This is a genomic window from Streptomyces gilvus, assembly GCF_022513565.1.
In the GTDB taxonomy this organism is placed as follows: domain Bacteria; phylum Actinomycetota; class Actinomycetes; order Streptomycetales; family Streptomycetaceae; genus Streptomyces; species Streptomyces gilvus.
Genome location: NZ_JAKWBE010000052.1, coordinates 1 through 13,165, shown reverse-complemented (window position 1 = coordinate 13,165; position 13,165 = coordinate 1). Strand labels below are relative to the sequence as shown.

The 13,165-nt window shown below is 70.1% G+C and carries 16 protein-coding genes; 15 read left to right on the top strand and 1 reads right to left on the bottom strand.

Going from position 1 to position 13,165, the window contains the following annotated elements; translation table 11 throughout:
- The 14 genes from MKW14_RS39745 to MKW14_RS39680 all read left to right on the top strand — a co-directional run bounded on the left by MKW14_RS39745 (position 1) and on the right by MKW14_RS39680 (position 11,176).
- The gene (locus MKW14_RS39745; protein WP_240871448.1) at positions 1-453 is read left to right on the top strand and encodes a hypothetical protein; all 453 of its coding nucleotides are present in this window, start codon (positions 1-3) and stop codon (positions 451-453) included.
- The gene (locus tag MKW14_RS39740; RefSeq protein ID WP_240871447.1) at positions 450-641 is read left to right on the top strand and encodes a hypothetical protein; all 192 of its coding nucleotides are present in this window, start codon (positions 450-452) and stop codon (positions 639-641) included. The genes MKW14_RS39745 and MKW14_RS39740 overlap by 4 nt, the downstream gene beginning before the upstream one ends.
- A complete protein-coding gene (locus MKW14_RS39735) occupies positions 634-1,374 on the top strand; it encodes a hypothetical protein (protein ID WP_240871446.1) in 741 nt (246 codons plus the stop codon). Before MKW14_RS39740 ends, MKW14_RS39735 begins: the two co-directional genes overlap by 8 nt.
- 79 nt (positions 1,375-1,453) lie before the next feature.
- Entirely contained in the window at positions 1,454-1,855 is a 402-nt protein-coding gene (locus MKW14_RS39730; protein ID WP_240871503.1) for a phage tail tube protein, read from the top strand.
- Complete coding sequence (locus MKW14_RS39725) at positions 1,855-2,361, top strand: hypothetical protein (protein WP_240871445.1); 507 nt, start codon at positions 1,855-1,857, stop codon at positions 2,359-2,361. The genes MKW14_RS39730 and MKW14_RS39725 overlap by 1 nt, the downstream gene beginning before the upstream one ends.
- A 9-nt stretch (positions 2,362-2,370) precedes the next feature.
- On the top strand, positions 2,371-2,781 hold the full coding sequence (locus MKW14_RS39720) for a hypothetical protein (RefSeq protein WP_240871444.1): 411 nt from the start codon (positions 2,371-2,373) through the stop codon (positions 2,779-2,781).
- Positions 2,782-2,960: 179 nt separating this feature from the next.
- Positions 2,961-5,060 (top strand): phage tail tape measure protein, encoded by a 2,100-nt coding sequence (locus tag MKW14_RS39715; RefSeq protein ID WP_240871443.1) that lies wholly within the window; start codon positions 2,961-2,963, stop codon positions 5,058-5,060.
- On the top strand, positions 5,060-8,440 hold the full coding sequence (locus MKW14_RS39710; RefSeq protein ID WP_240871441.1) for a hypothetical protein: 3,381 nt from the start codon (positions 5,060-5,062) through the stop codon (positions 8,438-8,440). The genes MKW14_RS39715 and MKW14_RS39710 overlap by 1 nt, the downstream gene beginning before the upstream one ends.
- 9 nt (positions 8,441-8,449) lie before the next feature.
- Complete coding sequence (locus MKW14_RS39705; protein ID WP_240871439.1) at positions 8,450-8,953, top strand: hypothetical protein; 504 nt, start codon at positions 8,450-8,452, stop codon at positions 8,951-8,953.
- 69 nt (positions 8,954-9,022) lie between these two features.
- Positions 9,023-9,262, top strand: coding sequence for a hypothetical protein (locus MKW14_RS39700; RefSeq protein WP_240871437.1), 240 nt, complete (start codon positions 9,023-9,025; stop codon positions 9,260-9,262).
- On the top strand, positions 9,262-10,272 hold the full coding sequence (locus MKW14_RS39695; protein ID WP_240871435.1) for a glycoside hydrolase family 25 protein: 1,011 nt from the start codon (positions 9,262-9,264) through the stop codon (positions 10,270-10,272). Before MKW14_RS39700 ends, MKW14_RS39695 begins: the two co-directional genes overlap by 1 nt.
- 9 nt (positions 10,273-10,281) lie before the next feature.
- Positions 10,282-10,506 (top strand): hypothetical protein, encoded by a 225-nt coding sequence (locus tag MKW14_RS39690; protein ID WP_240871502.1) that lies wholly within the window; start codon positions 10,282-10,284, stop codon positions 10,504-10,506.
- Positions 10,503-10,787, top strand: a complete 285-nt coding sequence (locus MKW14_RS39685; RefSeq protein ID WP_240871433.1) for a hypothetical protein — start codon at positions 10,503-10,505, stop codon at positions 10,785-10,787. The genes MKW14_RS39690 and MKW14_RS39685 overlap by 4 nt, the downstream gene beginning before the upstream one ends.
- A gap of 146 nt (positions 10,788-10,933) precedes the next feature.
- The gene (locus tag MKW14_RS39680) at positions 10,934-11,176 is read left to right on the top strand and encodes a hypothetical protein (RefSeq protein WP_240871431.1); all 243 of its coding nucleotides are present in this window, start codon (positions 10,934-10,936) and stop codon (positions 11,174-11,176) included.
- Here the strand turns inward: MKW14_RS39680 and MKW14_RS39675 are convergent.
- A complete protein-coding gene (locus MKW14_RS39675) occupies positions 11,173-12,216 on the bottom strand; it encodes a helix-turn-helix domain-containing protein (RefSeq protein ID WP_240871428.1) in 1,044 nt (347 codons plus the stop codon). The genes MKW14_RS39680 and MKW14_RS39675 overlap by 4 nt on opposite strands.
- A gap of 107 nt (positions 12,217-12,323) precedes the next feature.
- On the opposite strand from MKW14_RS39675, the gene MKW14_RS39670 reads away from it, so the two are divergent.
- Positions 12,324-12,908, top strand: a complete 585-nt coding sequence (locus tag MKW14_RS39670; RefSeq protein WP_240871426.1) for a hypothetical protein — start codon at positions 12,324-12,326, stop codon at positions 12,906-12,908.
- Positions 12,909-13,165 lie beyond the last annotated feature (257 nt).

The window sequence follows — 13,165 nt, the reverse complement described above, 5'->3', positions numbered from 1 at the left end:
GTGCAGATCTCATCCATCAGGGACGCGATCGCCGACGCGGTCCGCGCCGGCATCACCCTGCCCGACGGAATCGGGAAGCTGACGTGCACCGGCTTCGTCCCGGACTCGGTGGTCACGCCGTGTTTCTTCGTCGGCGAGGTCGACGTCAACTTCGACCAGACCATGGGCCGCGGCACCGACGAACTGCTCATCACCTGCCGTGTGCTGGCCAGCCGCGCCGATGACCGTTCCGGGCAGCGGATCCTCGACCTGATGCTCTCCGGCGCCGGGCCAGCTTCGCTGAAGGCCGCGTTCACGGCCGCCCGCGGTGCCCCGGGCGAGCTCGCCCTGGGCGGCCTGGCCGACGACATCCACCTGCAGCGCGTGCAGGGCTACCGCTGGTACGAGCACGCCGGCTCGAGCTTCGTGGGCGCCGAGCTCGCCGTGCGCGTCATCGGAGACGGGAGGACATGATGCGGATCCGCATCACGCAGGGCATGCCCGAGGGCGCCCAGCTCAACGGCGAACCGTGGCCCGCCGAGGGCGACGAGGTCGACGTGCCGACGGCCCAGGGCGCGCACCTGGTCGCCTCCGGCGTCGCCGAGGAAGCGCCCGCCAAGCGGCGCGGCCGCAAGTCAGGAAGGGGAGGCGACGATGGGTAAGACCGTGCTGACCAACGTGCGGTGCTTCGCCGTCGGTGTCGACCTCACCGGCAACTCCAACAAGATCGAGCTGTCGAGCGAGGTGGAGGTCAAGGACTCCACCAACTACGGCAGCCAGGGCTACAAGGAAGTCGTGGGCGGACTGGGCTCGGCGGAGATCTCCGGCGAGGGCCAGTGGGAAGCGCTCGACGTGACGAAGGTCGACGACTCGTCCTGGGCAGGCCTCGGCGGAGTCGGGCCCTGGTCCATCAGCGCCAACAGCGGCGCCGCGGTGGGCGACCTCGCGTACTTCACCCAAGCCCTGCGCTCGGACTACAAGCTGTTCGGATCGGTCGGCGACCTCGCCCCCTGGACGTCGACCGCCAAGAGCGCATGGCCGCTCATCCGCGGCCAGTTCGCCCACCCGCCCGGCACCGCCCGCACCGCAACCGGCACGGGCACCGGCCTGAACCTGGGGGCCGTCGCTGCGGGCAAGCGCATGCACGCCGCGCTGCACGTGCTGTCGGTGGCCGGCACCTCGACGCCGACCATCACCGCGCGCGTGGAGTCGTCCGTCGACAACACCTTCGCCAGCCCCACCACCCGGCTGACGTTCGCCGCCGCGACCGCCGTGGGCGGGCAGACGCTGCGCACCGACGGCACGGCCATCACCGACGCCTGGTGGCGGATGGCGTGGACCATCAGCGGCACCACGCCCTCGTTCCTGTTCGCCGCTGCTCTCGGCATCGGCTGATCAACCCGTCCCCGGCCCGGCCCACCCGAGGGTTCCGGGCGTCTCGTCATGCCTGAAAGGGAGGCCGGCCGTGCCCAAGATGGTTCTGCTCGCCCAGTACCTGTCCATCAACGCCAACGTCCTGAACACCTTCACCAAGAAGGCGGAGCTCACCGTCGAGGTGGAGGACAAGGACGTCACCAACTACGCAAGCCTCGGCTGGAAGGAAGTCATCGGCGGCCTCAAGTCCGGTGAGATCGGGTGCGAGTTCCTGCAGGACTTCGCCGCCACCCAGCTCGACGCCATCATGTGGCCACTGCTGGGCACGGTGGTGCCGTTCGAAGTGCGCGCCGACCAGGGCGCCGTGTCGACGTCCAACCCGAAGTACACCGGCAGCATCCTGATCAAGGGATGGAACCCGCTCACCGGATCGGTCGGCGACGAGGCCACCGTCTCGGTGTCTTTCCCGACCTCGGGAGCCGTGGCCCGGGCGACCGTCTGATGGCCGGCGGCCCGCCGTTCAGCCTCGGCGTGGAGACCCACGACGGCCTGGCCGCCCTCGTGCGGGCCATCCGCGCCGAGGAGGACGGCAAGCAGCTCCGTAAGGAGTTGGCGGCCAACATGCGCGAGGCCCTCAAGCCCGGCGCGCAGCAGGCCAAAGACTCGATCATGGGCATGGTCTCCCTGCACGGCGCCTCCCCGGCGCTGCGAACGTCGATCGCCCGGAAGATCCGGCCCGAGGTCAAGCTCGGCGGCCGGTGGAGCGGCGCCAGGGTGAAGGCCTTCAAGACGAAGAACATCCGCGGCTTCGCCAACGCCCCCAAGCGCACCAACAGGGCGAGCGGCTGGCGCCACCCCGTCTACGGCAGCCGGGACGTATGGGTGCACCAGCGCGGCAAGTTGGAATGGTTCGACCGCGCGTTCCGCGGCCGCGAGGCCCTCTACAAGCAGGCCGTCGAGCAGGCGATGGAAGACATGGCCCGGCGCATCGCAAACCGGGCCCGATAGGAGCAACGCGTGTACCTGGTCTACAAGCCCGAGGGCAGCGAAGAGCCGAAGCGCTGGAGGTACCAGCCCAAGAAGCTCATGAGCCCCGAGCGGGAGCTGATCGAGAAGCTCACCAGCCGGAACTTCTCAGACTTCACGGTCGACGTGCAGAAGGGCAACAGCCGCTGCCGGCGCGCCCTGCTGTTCGTGTACCTCAAGCGAGAGCACCCCACGCTGAAGTTCGACGACGTCGACTTCGCGTGGGACGAGCTCACGCTGGAGCACTCCAAGGGCGAGCTGATCCTGATGCGGGAGCAGCTGGCCGAGTCGGTGGCGACGGATCAACTCGACGCGGTGCGGGCCAAGCTCGACGAGGAGATCGCCGCCGCGTTCGAGGACCCGGAGGAAGAGGGAAAAGCGGAGCTGCCGATCGCCGGCTAAGGCTGCTCGGCACCGCTGCCCGCCTGCTCGGGATCCGCGGCAGGGACTGGGACACCCTCACCGTCGAAGAAGAGGACGCCTACCTCGACTGGATCGACGCCTACATCGAGGCGCAGGAGAAGGCCAACGAGAAGCTGAAGTCGGGGCGCTGAGCCCGCACCCAGAAGGGAGGCGGGCCGGTGAGCGACACCTCCCTTGTGTTCAACCTGGTCGCGCGTGAGGAGGTCTCCGAGACCCTCGGCAAGGTCAAGGAGAAGTTCAGCGAGGTCGCCACCGGCATCTCCGCGGGCGTGGCCGGCGCCCTCGGGGTCGGCGTGGCCGCCTCGATGGACATGTCGGCGGCCAATGCCAAGCTGGCCGCCCAGTTGGGCATCGGCCCGGCCGAGGCGGCGAAGCTGTCGAAGGTCTCCGCCGACGTCTACGCCAACAACTGGGGCGAGTCCACCGAGCAGGTCAACGAGGCCATCAAGGGCGTCTACCAGAACATCGGCGACACCTCGCAGGCCAAGGGCGGTCTGGAGGGCGTCACCACCCAGGCCCTGGCCCTGGCGAGCACGTTCGACCAGGAGGTCGGACCCACCACCGCGGCCGTGGGGCAGATGCTCAAGACCGGGCTGGCGAAGAACGCCAGCGAGGCCTTCGACATCCTGACCCGCGGTTTCCAGACCGGCGCGAACAAGGCCGACGACCTGCTGGACACGGTCAACGAGTACGGCGTGCAGTGGAAGAAGTTCGGGCTGGACGGGCAGACCGCCATGGGCCTGCTCTCCCAGGGCCTCAAGGGTGGTGCCCGGGACGCCGACCTGGTCGCGGACGCCATCAAGGAGTTCAGCATCCGGGCCGTGGACGGCTCGACGACCACCGCCCAGGGCTTCAAGGCCATCGGCCTGGACGCGCAGACCATGGCCGAGCGCATCGGCAAGGGCGGCAAGGGCGCCACCCAGGCTCTCGACGAGACCCTCGACCGGCTGCGCGGCATCAAAGACCCGGTCCAGCAGGCCCAGGTCGCCACCCAGCTGTTCGGTACCCAGGCCGAAGACCTCGGACAGGCCCTCTACAGCCTGGATCCGTCCAGCGCCGTGTCCGCCCTGGGCAAGGTCGGTGGGGCCGCGGACCGGATGGCCAAGACCGTCAGCGACAGCCCGGCGGCCGCGCTGGAGACCTTCAAGCGGCAGGCCACGGTCAAGCTCGCCGAAGTCGGCGGCACCTTCGTGTCGTTCGCCATGGACAACCGCGGCGTGTTCGAGCCGCTGGCGGGTGTCCTCGGCATCGTCGCGGGCGCCATCCTCGCCGTCTCGGTCGCCCAGCGGATCTACGCCACGTACACGGCGATCGCCTCGGCCGCGCAGACCATCTGGAACGCGGAGATCTGGGCGTCGACGGCCGCGCTGCTGGCCAACCCCATGACGTGGATCATCCTCGCGATCATCGCCCTGATCGCCGTCATTGTGATCATCGCGACGAAGACGACGTGGTTCCAGACCATCTGGTCCACCGTCTGGGGCGCCATCCAGACCGCTTTCTCCGCCACGGTGAGCTGGCTGTCGGGCGCCTTCGCCTGGTTCGGCACGCTGCCGGGCAAGTTCGCGGGCTGGTTCGGTGCGGCCAAGGACTGGGCGATCAAGAAGCTGATGGAACTGGTCACCTGGCAGCTCAGCCTGCCCGGGAGGATCTGGAACGCCCTGGCTGGGCTTGGGTCCATGCTGTGGAATCTGGCCTCCAGCGCGTTCCAGTCGATGCGTAACGCTGCGGTCACCAAGGCGGCCGGTCTGATCGTCTGGACGCAGGGCATCCCGGGACGCGTCACCCGCGCCATCGGCTCCGTGAGCGGCCTGCTCTACAGCAAGGGCCAGGACTTCATCCGCGGCCTGTGGAACGGCATCGTCGGCATGGGCGGCTGGCTGTGGTCGAAGGTGGCCGGCTTCGTGAAGAGCAACGTGGTGGATGCGGCGAAGAGCTTCCTGCACATCGGCTCGCCCTCGAAGCTCGCCGCGGACGAGATCGGCCACTGGATCCCGGCCGGTGTGGCCATGGGTGTCGAGAACAATGCCGACGTCGTCGACAAGGCCATGCGCGGCCTGGTCCAGCCCGCCGCCTACCGGCCCGAGCCCGCGGCCCTGGCCGGTATGGCGCCCTTGGCCGCAGCCCCGGCCTCCGGCGGCGCCCCGGCCGTGCGGGTCGTCTTCGAGGGGCGAGGTGAGCCGTTCATGGACTGGCTGAAGGAACGCATCCGCGTCGAGTACGGCGGCGACGTGAACAACCTGAACGGGAACCGCTGATGTCTGCTCTGCCGCCGCCCGTGTGGGCGGATCTGTTCTACGACGGCGTCTGGAACTCGATCACCGGCGACGTCTCCGCCACCACCCAGACGACCGCCACCCGGGGCCGGTCCAGCGAACGCGACAGTTCCGGCCCTGCCCAGGGCTCGCTGTCCCTGATCAACACGACGGGCAGGTACTCCCGCCGCAACCCGCTCTCCTCCCTGTACGGGAAGATCGGGCTGAACACGCCGATCCGGTACGGGGTGCAGTCGGGCAAGCCGTGGATGGACACCACTGCGGGCGGCTACGCCTCCACCCCCAGCCTGACCACCTACAACATCAGCACCGACCTCGAAGTGCGCTGCGAGTTCGCCGCCGACGCGATCTCCGACAGCGCCTCCGACATCGTCGCGCTGGCGGGACGGTGGGGGGCCTCCGGTTCGTTCTCGTGGATCCTCTCCCTGATCGCGGGAGTGCCGCGGCTGTACTGGTCGACCGATGGCACCGCGACCGGCCAGCACACCGCGACCGGCTTCGCGGCGCTGCCCGCGCATGCCGGGCAGCGTCTGGCGCTGAAGGTCACCTTCGACGTCAACGACGGCGCCGGCGGCATCGTCATCCGCTACTACTGGGCCAAGACGGTCGACGACCCGGACGACAACTGGCAGCTGCTGGGTGCGCCGATCGCGTCCACGGCGATCGGCACACAGTCCGTGTTCAACCCGGCCTCCCAGCAGCTGACCGTCGGCAACGTGCCCGCCTTCTCCTCGACCGTGGACCCGTTCGCCGGCCGCGTCTACCGCATGCAGCTGCGCAACGGCATCGGCGGGAGCATCCTGGCCGACTTCGACACCTCGTATGGCGTCGCGGGGAACAGCTCCTTCACCGACGGCGGCTCGAAGGTGTGGACGCTGCAGTCCGGGGCGGTGCTGTCCAACCGGCACACCATGCTCTCCGGCGAGATCCCGTCCTGGACGCCGACCCGCGACAAGTCCGGCAACGAGCGGCGCATGCCCATCGGCCCGGCGGGCATCCTGCAGCGCCTCGGCTCCGGCAGCAAGCCGCTGCGCTCGCCCCTGTTCCGTGACCTGACCTCGGCCGCCCGGTCGAACATCGTGGGGTACTGGCCGCTGGAGGACGGCCAGAACGCCACCCTGATCGCCGCGGGCCTGCCCGGTCTGCCGGCGGGCACCTTCTCCGGCGCGCTGTCGTTCGCCGCGGACTCCTCCTGGCTCGGCTCCGACCCCATCCCGACCTTCACCACCGGCCAGGCCGCCTTCACCGTGCCCGCCTACGCGGCCACCAGCGAGGCCTCGGTGCGCTTCCTGCTCACGATCCCGACCGCCGGTGTGAGCGGCGACGTGCGCCTGCTGCGGATGATCACCACCGGCACCGCCGCGGTGTGGGAGCTGTACCTGCAGGCGCTGGGCGGGGATCTGCGCATCAAGGCCTGGGCCAGCGACGGCACGTCGCTGCTCGATCAGTCGGTCAGCTTCGACCTCAACGGCACCACCTCGGTGATCGTCGTCGAGCAGTCCGTCAGCGGCTCCACCATCACCTGGACCATGCGTGCCGCCCAGTACTCGCCCGGGCTGACGATCACCGACACCATCCCCGGCGGATCGTTCAGCGGCACCTTCTCCGGCACATCGATCGGCCGTGTCTCACAGATGGTCCTCGGCGGGAACGGTGACCTGGCCAGCTGCGGGATGGGCCATCTCGCCCTGGCCACCAGCCTCGCCGCCTACAGCGCGACCGGCAACGCCACCATGGGCTGGAACGGCGAGGGCGCCCGGGCCCGCTTCCTGCGCCTGTGCGACGAGGAGGGCGTCCCGGGCACGTGCGCCATCAGCACCGACTTCCAGCCCCTGATGGGCGTGCAGACCTCCAAGGAGTTCCTCGACCTGCTGCGGGAGATCGAGACCGCCGACATGGGCCTGCTCGGCGAACGCCCCGACGGCCTGGAGCTCATCTACCGGGGCCAGTCCACCCTGTGGAACCAAGCCCCGGTCCTGGTCATCGACTACAACGGCGGCGTGATCAGCGAGATCACCCCGAAGGACGACGACCGCGCCCCCTTCAACGAGATGACCGCCAAGCGCAACGGCGGCTCCGAGTACACCTACACCCTGGCCACGGGCGTCAACTCGGTCGCCGACATCGGCCGCTACGGCACCTCGGTCGACCTGTCGCTGTCCTCGGACGGCCCGCTGGCCTCCCAGGCCTACCGGCGGGTGGCCATCGCCACCGTGGACCAGATGCGCTACCCGGTCATCAAGTTCAACCTGGCCAACCCACGCACCTACCTGCTGTTCGACCAGCTCATGAAGATCGACCACGGCGACCTCATCCGCCTGATCAACGTGCCCGGCGACTTCGGGCCCAGCCAGGTCGACCTGCTCGTCTACGGCAACGCGAGCACGGCCGGCAGCGACGAATGGTCCCTCTCCCTCAACTGCGTACCCGCAGCGCCCTGGGCGGCCGCCGTCGCCGACGCGACCGCCTCCCGCGCCGACACCGACGGCTGCGTCCTGGCCGAGGCCCTCGACGCCACCGAAACCGGCATCGACGTGACCACCCAGCAGTACAGCGCCCTGTGGGTCACCTCGGCCGCCTACCCGGCCGACTTCCCCTTCGACGTGGCCACCGGCGGCGAGGTCATGACGGTGACCGCCTGCACGGGCGCGGTACGCGACACCTTCACCCGCACCACCAGCAACGGATGGGGGACGGCCGAAGCGGGCGGGACGTGGACGAGCTCAGGCGGCGCCACGTCCGACTACTTCACCCAGGGCGCCGAGGGCGTGCACGCCCTGAACAGCATCAACACCTCCCGCTACAGCGTCATCCCGGCGCCCTCGGCCGACGTGGACCTGCAGTCCAGCATCTGCACCAGCGCGCTGGCGACGGGCGGCCCGCACTATGTGGGCCTGATCGCCCGCTACGCCGACAGCAGCAACAGCTACTACGCCCGGCTCGCCTTCAACACCAACCAGACGATCACGCTCGTCATCCAGAAGCGGGTCGCCGGAGGACAGACCGACCTCAAAGCGGTGACGCTCCCCTACACCCACGCCGCGTTCGCGTTCTTCACCATCCGCTTCCAGGTCATCGGCTCCACCCTGCAGGCCAAGGCCTGGCCGACCGGAACGGCGGAGCCCAGCGGCTGGCCGGCCGTCGTCACCGACACCGCCCTGACCGCGGCCGGCTCGGTCGGGGTGCGCTCCATCCTCGACTCGGCGAACACCAACACGCTGCCGGTGAACGTGTCGCACGCCGACTACTACGTGCTCAACCCCCAGACGTTCACCGTCACCCGCGGCGTCAACGGCATCAGCAAGTCCCACCCGGCCGGACAGGCCATCAGCCTCAACAGCCCCGTCTACGCGGCGATGTAGGAGAAGCCCATGACCACCTGGCTGGCAGGGATGCGGATCACCGCAGACCGGCTCAACCGCGGCTCACCGTTCGTCGTCGCGCACGCCGCCCTGACCGCGAACTCGGCCAACATCACCAGCACCACCGAGGTCACGATCGTCACCACCGGCACCGCCCGCTTCGAGCAGGGCCGCGCCTACAAGTTCGAGTACCACGGCCTGGCCCAGCACGCCACGGCCAGCCTCACCGACATCCTGTATCTCCGCTTCCGGCGAGGCTCCGGCGGCCTGATCCGCAACATCCAAAACGCACTCGTCGCCAACCGCGCCACCACCGGCCGCAACGCGGCCATCGACGTCGCGACGCTCTGCACACCGACCTCGACGATCAACGACACGGTGACCCTCACCGCCGCCTGGGACACCGGCAGCTCCGCCACGTTCATGATGGCCGGCACCTCCGGCACGCCCGGCCTGCTCACCGTGTGGGACGTCGGAGACGCCGCCGACTACCCCGGCATCTCCACCTTCTGACCCGCCCGCTGTCCGTCTACAACCGCCCCGTGCCCTCGGCCCGGGGCCTGTTCGTGCCAGGAGGAACCCATGGCCACGCAGAAGCCGTCCGTTGGACGGATCGTCCACGTCCCTGTGGACCCGGCGACCAACAACGGCGCCGCCATCGCACCCGGGATCATCACCCGGGTGTGGTCGGAGAGCATCGTCAACGTCCGTGTGCTCCACGACAGTGACGCGATCAGCTGGCGCACGTCCGCCATCTACCGCGACAGCTTCGACGACATCGAGGGCGCGCCCGCGGTGTGGTCCTGGCCGGAGCGGGTGTGATGGCCACCAGCCGCGGCATGGACGTCAGCGCCTACCAGAGCGCCCAGGACTGGGCCGATCACCGGCGCAACGGTGTCGTGTTCGCCTTCGCCAAAGCGAGCGAGGGCCAGCGCTCGAGGGACGAGCGGTTCGACACCCACATCGCCGGCATCATCAAGGCTGGCCTGGTCCCCGGGGCCTATCACTTCGCATGGCCCACCCAGCCCGTGGCCACCGAGGCCGACAACTACATCAGCGCCGTACGCCCGTACGCGCGCCGGGGGTTCTGCCACTGGCTCGACCTCGAGCGCTACAGCGACGGCCGCAACTACGGCAACCGCACGGCCACCCAGATACGCACCTGGGTGAGCCGGTGGCTAGCCACCGTGGCGGACGCGTTCCCCGGCCAGCGCGTTGGCGTCTACACCGGCGCCTCCGACGTCGCCGCCGGACACCTGCCCGCCGGCGTGCCGCTGTGGTTCCCCCGCTACCCGTGGGGCCCGGCGGACTGGTCCCGCGCCGAGGACCAGGCGCAGCCCGTCGTCGACGGGCGACGCCCGCTGATCTGGCAGTTCACATCCCAGCCCTACGACCGGTCCATCGCGTACCTGTCCGAGGCCGGCCTGCGGGCCTGGGCCCAGGGCGAGACCCCCGAGGAGGACGACATGCCCACAGCCGCCGAGATCGCCGCCGAGGTCATCAAGCAGCTCCCCGACGCCGTATGGGCCAAGGACGGCGCGGTACCCGCCGCCCGGCCGCCGGTCCACAACGGCGACTACTACAAGGCCGACGGCAAGACCCTCGACAACACCGAGTGGACGGCCGGATACGCCCTCCAGACGGCCGTGGAGGGCGTACGCAAGACGCAGAAGCAGCTCGGCGCGGTCGCCGCCCAGATCGGCGCGCTCGCCGCCGCGGTCGCCGCCCTCGCCCAGGACGGCGGACTTCCCCTGGCCCAGGTCCAGGCCGCGGCCGAGGCCGGCGCCAAGGCTGCGCTCGCCGAGCTCGGCGACAAGCTGCAGGAGGACTGACCCATGGCCGTGAAGGACTCCACCAAGCGCACCGTGCGCACCGTCCTGCAGACCACAGTCGGTGTCGCCGTCGCACTGCCCGGCATCGTTGACGCCTCCGGCATCCCCGCCTCCCTGCCCTGGGCCGCGGGAGCGCTCGCCGTCGCCGGCGGACTCGCCCGCGTCATGGCCCTGCCCAGCGTCCAAGGGCTGCTGCCCAGCTGGCTGCGCACCGATGCGGCGAGCAGACAATGACGGTCCCCGAGGCCTCCGTGGCCGTCGAGCTGGAGCGGCTCCGCGGTACGGTCTCCACCGGAGTTGCCGAGATCAAAGGCTCGCTGTCCGTCCTCGTCGAACGCTCGGACCGCAACGAACGCGACCTGGTCCAACTACGCGAGGACACCCAGAAGGAACTCGACGAGCTGCGCGCCGACGTCGAGGCCTTGAAGAGGAACCGCTGGCCGCTCCCCGCGATCGCCGCAGTAACCGGCGTCGCGGGCGCCGTAGCCGGCCTCCTCGCCCTGTTTCTTCACTGACACCACCAGTCCCCCTGCACCGCCGCCGCGGTGCAGGGGGATTTCGTCATGCCCTGACCGCGGCCGCGCCCGGCCGCTATGCTCGCGGTACCGCCCCCGTGGCCCGACACCCGGGGGCGTTCTGCTGTCGGGAGTAGAGGAACACCATGTCAACCGCCTACCGCGTCAAGTACGCCATTCTTCCGCCGGGTACCGGGCCGGACGACTACGAGAGCGCCGACCTGGTCCACCGCGAGGAGCTCTTCGAACTGTCCGACCCCGAGCTGGCCGGCGACGTCGCCGGCCAGCAGCTGCGGTACGGGCCGCACCACAGTGAGGTCGAGGCCGCAGTGCAGGCCACGCTGCAGGAGGGCGAGCGGCCCATCATCTTCCGCTACGACCTGGCCTAAGCGCGACGTTGGGCGTCCTCGAGCCGCGCCCGGTAGTACGCGTGATCACGGGGAAACCCTTCCAGCCCGGGCAGCGCCTCACGGAACGCATCCGCCGCGTCCGCCCACGCGTGGCAGGCGTACGCGGCATCGGCCAGCTGCAGGCGCGCCCGGGCCGGATCCAGCCAGTACAGCCACCCGGGCCGCTCGCCCTCGTCCGGCACCTGGAGCGCCAGCTCGTGCGCCTCGTCCGCCAGCCGCCGGGCTCGGTCCCGTTCCGCGCAGGCCGCGGCCGCCATCGCTGCCTGGTGCACGGCCACCGACTCCGCTGCCGGCGACAACGGCCGCGGCCCGGCGTAGCGGGCGGCCTCGGCGGTACGCAGCGCCCTTACGGGGTCTCCATAGTCGAGGGAGTAGTAGGCCCGCACCCGCTGCGCCCAGGACGCCATGTCCGTGTGGCCGCCGTCGACGGCCCAGCCGTGCCCGAGATCGATCCACGCCAGGGCCGCGCCCCGCTGGCCCTCGTGCCACGCCACCCACGACATCCAGTGCGCGTGCTCGGCGGCGAGCAGCATGAGCCGATCGGCCGTCTCGCCAGCGGCGTGCGGGATGAGCTGGGTGACGCTGTCGAGCTGCGAGCGAACCACCGGCCACAGATCCCGGCCGCCGACCTCGTCCTCGGCGCGCCGGTGCTCGGCCAGGACGCGGCCGATCCAGTCAGCGGCGCGCAGATCGGCGCGGCCGGTGGTGTGGGCGTGGGCCAGGCGCTCGCGCAGCTCTGCCGGGGGGTCCCAGGGGAGTTGGCGTCTGGGGGCGACGCCGCCGAGTTCTATCGGCACGTGCAATCCGTTCTTGAAGCGGGCCACGACGTCTTCACTGGTCACTCGTGCGTGCCCGCGTTCGAGGCGTGATACGTAGCCCTGGTCCATCCCGACGAGCTCGCCGAAGCGCTGCTGTGAGATGCCCGCCAGGGCCCGGTACCGGCGGATGATCGAAGGCCAGTCGCGGGCCGCCCACGCTGCACGCAGACGGCCGTCAGCCCAGAGTTCCCGACCACTCATGCCGCAACCATGCCACCACGCCATGTAGCCGTTACATGGGATCGGAAGAAATTCCTCCTCACGCTGGGCCTTTCAGCCATACCGAGTCGGGTCGGAAAGAGACACCCATGCGCGAACCACAACCCAGGCAGGGCAGAGACCTTCACCTGGTCGCTCAGGAGCCCACCCTTGTCACCACCACCGCCGACCGGCGGCTGGCGGCCGAGCACTGGCTGCTGGCGGGCAGCAGCGACCGAGACCGCACCCGCGCCGAGTGGCGCACGCAGGGCGTAGCGATGTTCCCCCTAGGGGTCCGGTTTTCCGCCGTACGGCTGCCCGGCGCCCTGGTGCTCGCCGCGGCCGGTCTGCGCTGGCCCGCCCGGGCGGACGAGTTCCTCGGCGAGGTCCTCGAGGGAGGCCCGGTCATCTGCGACCCGCGCGGAGATCTGCGGTACTACGCCCTCGTACCGGCCAGCGTCCCCGTGACCTGGCATCAGGCCGTCGAGGAGTGGCGCGCGATGGACGTCGACTGTCTCGGCCGCGAGTCCATCATGGGCATCCCCCGCCTGGGCGAGGTCGAGCCCAACCGTCGGCCGCCCGCCTCGTACTGGTCGGTGCCCATGGCCTCGCCCGGCGAGCTGTGCGCGCCCCTCGCCGTGGCCCGGCTGATCGCGGCTGGACGCCACCAGCTCGGCGAGAGGACCGAGCGATGATGTGCGACCGCTGCCTCGACCCCATCAGGCCCGGCGAGACCTGCCGCACGGTACATCCGTTCCGTCAGTCCGGTGCCGGCCTCACCCTTCGCTACCACCTCGCCTGCTACCTGCAGGCGCTGAGGGGGCGTCGATGAACCGCCGGGAACGCCGCATGGTCATCGGGTACACGGTCACGCTGCTGGCGCTGGGCGGGGTACTTGCCTGGTTCATCGCCCAGTGCCAGTGTTAACAGCCCTTTAGTAAAACGTCTCGTT

Bases quoted from the DNA above. Each gene is read 5' to 3' on its own strand.
- MKW14_RS39730 (WP_240871503.1), top strand. From the start codon at position 1,454: ATGGTTCTGCTCGCCCAGTACCTGTCCATCAACGCCAACGTCCTGAAC.
- MKW14_RS39725 (WP_240871445.1), top strand. From the start codon at position 1,855: ATGGCCGGCGGCCCGCCGTTCAGCCTCGGCGTGGAGACCCACGACGGC.
- MKW14_RS39735 (WP_240871446.1), top strand. From the start codon at position 634: ATGGGTAAGACCGTGCTGACCAACGTGCGGTGCTTCGCCGTCGGTGTC.
- MKW14_RS39700 (WP_240871437.1), top strand. From the start codon at position 9,023: ATGGCCACGCAGAAGCCGTCCGTTGGACGGATCGTCCACGTCCCTGTG.
- MKW14_RS39695 (WP_240871435.1), top strand. From the start codon at position 9,262: ATGGCCACCAGCCGCGGCATGGACGTCAGCGCCTACCAGAGCGCCCAG.
- MKW14_RS39675 (WP_240871428.1), bottom strand. From the start codon at position 12,216: ATGAGTGGTCGGGAACTCTGGGCTGACGGCCGTCTGCGTGCAGCGTGG.
- MKW14_RS39740 (WP_240871447.1), top strand. From the start codon at position 450: ATGATGCGGATCCGCATCACGCAGGGCATGCCCGAGGGCGCCCAGCTC.
- MKW14_RS39670 (WP_240871426.1), top strand. From the start codon at position 12,324: ATGCGCGAACCACAACCCAGGCAGGGCAGAGACCTTCACCTGGTCGCT.
- MKW14_RS39685 (WP_240871433.1), top strand. From the start codon at position 10,503: ATGACGGTCCCCGAGGCCTCCGTGGCCGTCGAGCTGGAGCGGCTCCGC.
- MKW14_RS39680 (WP_240871431.1), top strand. From the start codon at position 10,934: ATGTCAACCGCCTACCGCGTCAAGTACGCCATTCTTCCGCCGGGTACC.
- MKW14_RS39705 (WP_240871439.1), top strand. From the start codon at position 8,450: ATGACCACCTGGCTGGCAGGGATGCGGATCACCGCAGACCGGCTCAAC.
- MKW14_RS39710 (WP_240871441.1), top strand. From the start codon at position 5,060: ATGTCTGCTCTGCCGCCGCCCGTGTGGGCGGATCTGTTCTACGACGGC.